The following is a 5,065-nucleotide window of genomic DNA, read 5'->3' as shown; positions in this document are numbered from 1 at the left end:
CTAAATGATGCTACGCTCTTTACCAAAGGAAAAAGACAGATAAATATTGTTGGGATCGATGATTTTTTAAGGGGATTACCGGATTATGAATTGGCAGTGAAAAACATTGATCGATCTCTGAGTACTATCGTTTTAAACCATTGTCCTGAATACCGAGATACCATAGATCTGTTGAACCAGAAGTTACGTGTAACTATTAAGCTGGTGCTTTGTGGGCATACGCATGGGGGGCAGATCCAATTTTTTGGTAAGGAATTTTACAAACCCGGAGGCAGTGGAAAATATCTGGATGGTTGGTATAAAAGTGACCAATCGAATATGTATGTTTCCAAAGGTATTGGCACCAGCTATCTGCCTATTCGCTTTGGTGCCCGGGCAGAAGCTCCGATATTTTATATATAATATTTTAATGGCGAGAATGAAGTGCCACTCTATTACCTTCACTATCTATAAACAGGGCCATATAACCAATATCCTCACTAATAAGTTTTTTAGGTTGCAACATCTTGCCTCCTGCCTTTTCGATCCTTTCCACTTGGTCCTGAACGTCTTTAGAAGAAAAATACAGGAGAGGTCCGGCTGTTTTACTAGGGTGATAGAAATCAGGGTGTTTTACTAATGATCCCGAGGCTCCCATTTTACCTTCCGCCAAAGGAAACCATCCCATGAGTAATTCATTGAAGTTTTGAAGCTGTATCTTAATCTCAAATACTGTTTCATAAAAATTTTTAGCCCTATCCATATCTGTTACCGGTATCTCAAACCAGCCTACCATATTAGCCTCCATAATACTCTTGTTATGATTCCATTTGTGATTTTAAGGACGCCAGCCCTTCTTCAAAGTCTTTTCCAACCATTTTGTCCATGCTCATAAATAGCATCATTATACTCATAGGAAACTTATTGTTCCCTTTAAAGCCCCAGGTTACCTTTGTTCCGATATTGGTACCTTGCTCCACATCTAGGTAGCAATCAGAAGTTGACTTCCAGGGCTTCAAGAATCTCAACTGTCCTTCTATTCGTTTCCCGGGAATAATTTTAGTGATTTCCTGCTCCCCTTCCCCAACGTCTTTGTTCCCGTTCCAATAACTAATGGCCCCTACTTCCCCATCTGTACCGGTAAATTTCTTTTGCATATTGGGGTCCTTTCTAGCCCATGGGGACCAGGTATCGTTGTTCTTGAGGTATTTAATATATTCAAATACCTCAGCAGTTGGTTTAGCGATCTCAACAGATCTGTTTACATCGTAGGATTTTGGAGCGATCAAAGCAAGAATTAGTATGATTCCCACCACCGCTAATAAGATATAAAGTGCAATATACATTTGTGTATCAATTAGTTGGTTCCTTAGAAAGGTACAAAATCTTTCTAAAATTACTTTTGATACCGCGCTAGAATTTGATCTATATTCTTTATGGATTTCCTGATCCATTCCAGTCTTTTCTTCTCCTTTTCTTCAGCGTTCAGCTGCCACGGCAACTCGGACTCCCTCAATTTAGTGCTCATTTGCTGCAGCAGGATGGCCGCAGCTACCGAAACATTGAGGCTTTCCGTAAAGCCAACCATTGGTATATGAATGAGTTCATCGGCCTCTTCTATAGCAGCAGTTGTTAAACCTTCCTTTTCGGCTCCGAAAAGAAAGGCCATTTTTTGATCAATTTCTAACTGATTTAAGGGGAGAGCCGCTCTATCGGGGGTAGTGGCCAGGATCTTATAACCATTCGCCTTCAAGGTTTTGATACACTCCTTAGTTGTTTTATAGCGATTGATATCTATCCATTTCTGGGCCCCCAGAGCGATCTTTTTATCGACCCTTTTTGCAAATCTGTGTTCAATAATATGTACCTCTTGAATCCCGAAAATATCTGCACTACGGATCACAGCACTGGCATTATGCAGGTGGTACACATCTTCCATGACCACCGTCAAATAGTTGGTTCTCTTAGCCAGAACTTCCTCAAAACGATGTAGCCTGTCCTCAGAAACAAAGGATTCTAAATAGGCTGTTAGTCCGGCGTCTTCCATATTTCGAATATAATAAAAACGTAATTTTAGCAAAAGGCAAACTATGAAGAAAAAAATTGTGGTGCTTTCCGGTGCCGGGATGAGCGCAGATAGCGGATTAAAGACCTTTAGAGATGCGGACGGCCTCTGGGAAGGGCACGATGTGATGGAAGTAGCCTCCCCGCAAGGTTTTAGGTCAAATCCGGAATTAGTACTCGATTTCTACAATCAAAGGCGAAGGCAATTATTGAAGGCCCAACCCAATGCAGGGCATAAAGCCCTGGCTGCGCTGGAGGATTTATATGAGGTGCATATCATTACTCAAAATGTAGATGATCTGCACGAACGGGCGGGCAGCTCGGATGTGCTACATCTGCACGGTGAATTGTTTAAAGTAAGAAGTACCGCCCCACCCTATGCTGTCTACGAGTGGAAAAAAGATCTTGTACTGGGGAACCTCTGTGCCCAGGGGTTTCAATTAAGACCTCATATAGTGTGGTTTGGCGAAGAAGTACCTCTTTTAGCAGAAGCCGCCTCCATTACTTCCCTGGCGGATATTCTGATCGTGATTGGCACTTCCTTACAGGTATATCCGGCGGCAAGCTTACTTTATTATGCAAGACATGGCACCGCCGTCTACTTTATTGATCCTAAACCCACTATAGATCAGTTATCCAATTATGAACTTCATCTGATTGCTAAGAAGGCATCTGAAGGTGTCCCCGTATTAGTGAGTGAGCTGCTTACTTCATCGCAATAATTCGTCGTCCTCAAACGGAGAGCTAATTTTATGAACTAAGGGAGATCCTCAAGTACGCTATTGGCCCTTTCTAACTAAAAAGTAATGGCTATCTTTGCGCTTTCCAATTCCATGATCTCTTATTCTATGATCTCTAACGAAATACAAGCCATATCCCCTATAGACGGGCGTTACAAGAACAAGGTAACCCCTCTGATTTCATTTTTTTCTGAAGAAGCACTGATGAAATACAGGGTGCGTGTGGAAGTTGAATACTTTATTTCACTGGCTAGCTTACCACTTCCGCAGTTAAAATCGGTCCCAACACAAAAACTAGAGGCTTTGCGGAAGATTTACACAGAGTTTAGTACCAAGGAGGCACTGGAAATCAAGGAAATAGAACGAACTACAAACCATGACGTAAAAGCAGTTGAGTACTTTATCAAAGGGAAATTTGATGCTCTGGGTCTTTCAGAATTCAAAGAATTCATCCATTTTGGACTTACCTCTCAGGACATCAATAATACGGCCATTCCACTATCCCTGAAGGAGGCCATGAATGAGGTGTATGTGCCGCAATACAAAGCCTTGTTAAAAACACTGGAAGCACTCGCAACCGACTGGGAGAAAGTACCCATGCTCGCAAGGACCCATGGACAGCCCGCCTCACCCACAAGACTTGGGAAGGAATTAAACGTGTTTGTGACCAGACTGGAAGAACAATTCAATCTCTTAAATGACATTCCCTCGGCCTGCAAATTTGGCGGTGCTACCGGCAACTACAACGCTCACCATGTGGCGTATCCTTCCATAGATTGGAGAAAATTTGGCCAGGATTTTGTGCAGGAAAAATTAGGACTTCATCATTCATTTCCTACTACCCAGGTAGAACACTATGATCATATGGCTGCCTTGTTCGATGGCCTGAAGAGGATCAATACTATTTTGATAGACCTTGATAGAGATATGTGGACCTACATTTCCATGGATTATTTTAAACAAAAGATCAAAGAAGGGGAAGTAGGATCATCTGCAATGCCACACAAGGTGAATCCAATCGACTTTGAAAATTCTGAAGGGAATTTGGGAATTGCGAATGCCCTGTTTGAGCATCTTGCTGCCAAATTACCCATCTCAAGACTTCAACGCGATCTGACGGATAGTACCGTACTGAGAAACATTGGGGTTCCCATGGCTCACACGCTCATAGCCATGCAGGCTACCATAAAAGGTTTGGAGAAATTATTATTGAATGCAGACAAGATAGAAAGGGATCTCGAAAACAACTGGGCGGTGGTCGCAGAGGCCATTCAAACCATCTTGCGCCGTGAAGGGTATCCAAATCCATATGAGGCCTTAAAAGAGCTTACAAGAACAAATAAGGCTATCACCAAAGAGTCTATTGGGCAATTTATTCAGTCCTTGGAGATTTCTGATGCCATAAAATCTGAACTTATGCTCATCACTCCAGGTAATTACACAGGTATTTAACTATTTTTCTGTATTTGAACCCTATGAGGATACGGGATTTCTATCCCAGCTTTGTCCAAGGCTAATTTACAATCTTCTAACGTCCCAAAATAAACATCCCAATAGTCCTTAGGTTCGCAAAATGGACGGACTGCGAAATTCACAGAACTATCTGCAAGTTCAGACACATTAACAGAGGGAGCTGGGTCTTTTAAAACCTTGGGATTTGATGTCAACACCTGTAACAACACTTCTTTAGCTTTTTTAATGTCTTCCCCGTAACCCACACCAACGGTGGTATCAACTCTTATTTTACCCTCTTCTGTATAATTAATTATATTTCCGTTAGCCATTGCTCCATTTGGAATTATGGCCAATTTATTTTGTGGAGTAACCAATTTTGTTGTGAAAATCTCGATCCCCTTAACTACCCCTATCACTCCTTGTGCCTCAATAAGATCTCCAATTTTATACGGTCTGAAAATCATAATCAGAACACCCCCGGCAAAATTAGACAACGAACCCTGTAAGGCCAATCCAACGGCCAATCCTGCAGCAGCAATAACCGCCGCAAAAGTGGTGACATTGACACCAAGGGTAGAGACCACTACAATAATTAACAACACTTTTAAAGCCCAGGAAGCAAGATTTAAAAGAAATCGTTGAAGGGATTCATCATAGGATCCCTTAGACATCACCTTTCTTGAAGCACCAATGATCTTCTTGATTATCCAGGAACCTACCAGAAAAATAAGTACGGCTCCAATTATTTTAGGTCCAAAATCTACGATGAAATTAATTCCCTGATCGATCCAAATTTCTGCTTTATCCATGTTTAATTGGTATTTATG

6 protein-coding genes and 1 pseudogene are annotated in these 5,065 nt (G+C 41.7%); 3 read left to right on the top strand and 4 right to left on the bottom strand.

Going from position 1 to position 5,065, the window contains the following annotated elements:
- Positions 1-402, top strand: a pseudogene (locus WBM49_RS10505) (metallophosphoesterase); the annotation flags it as partial.
- Between the two features lie 4 nt (positions 403-406).
- Here the strand turns inward: WBM49_RS10505 and WBM49_RS10500 are convergent.
- The 3 genes from WBM49_RS10500 to WBM49_RS10490 are packed head-to-tail and all read right to left on the bottom strand — an operon-like array spanning position 407 to position 2,026.
- Positions 407-787 carry a VOC family protein gene (locus WBM49_RS10500; RefSeq protein ID WP_424372004.1) on the bottom strand — a complete coding sequence of 127 codons (381 nt, stop codon included), beginning with the start codon at positions 785-787 and terminating at the stop codon, positions 407-409.
- A 10-nt stretch (positions 788-797) separates the two neighbouring features.
- Entirely contained in the window at positions 798-1,325 is a 528-nt protein-coding gene (locus WBM49_RS10495; RefSeq protein WP_424372003.1) for an SRPBCC family protein, read from the bottom strand.
- 50 nt (positions 1,326-1,375) lie between these two features.
- Positions 1,376-2,026 carry a TrmH family RNA methyltransferase gene (locus tag WBM49_RS10490; protein WP_424372002.1) on the bottom strand — a complete coding sequence of 217 codons (651 nt, stop codon included), beginning with the start codon at positions 2,024-2,026 and terminating at the stop codon, positions 1,376-1,378.
- Between the two features lie 43 nt (positions 2,027-2,069).
- On the opposite strand from WBM49_RS10490, the gene WBM49_RS10485 reads away from it, so the two are divergent.
- Entirely contained in the window at positions 2,070-2,765 is a 696-nt protein-coding gene (locus tag WBM49_RS10485; RefSeq protein ID WP_424372001.1) for an SIR2 family NAD-dependent protein deacylase, read from the top strand.
- A 126-nt stretch (positions 2,766-2,891) separates the two neighbouring features.
- Positions 2,892-4,235 (top strand): adenylosuccinate lyase, encoded by a 1,344-nt coding sequence (gene purB / locus WBM49_RS10480; protein WP_424372006.1) that lies wholly within the window; start codon positions 2,892-2,894, stop codon positions 4,233-4,235.
- Here purB and WBM49_RS10475 read toward each other — a convergent pair.
- Positions 4,232-5,047, bottom strand: coding sequence for a mechanosensitive ion channel family protein (locus WBM49_RS10475; RefSeq protein WP_424372005.1), 816 nt, complete (start codon positions 5,045-5,047; stop codon positions 4,232-4,234). The two genes, purB and WBM49_RS10475, sit on opposite strands and share 4 nt — an antisense overlap.
- Between the last annotated feature and the right edge of the window lie 18 nt (positions 5,048-5,065).

The sequence above is a fragment of the Muriicola sp. genome, from assembly GCF_049669965.1.
GTDB lineage: Bacteria > Bacteroidota > Bacteroidia > Flavobacteriales > Flavobacteriaceae > Muriicola.
The sequence above is the reverse complement of the archived record's forward strand: the minus strand, read 5'-3'. Positions and strand labels throughout refer to the sequence as shown.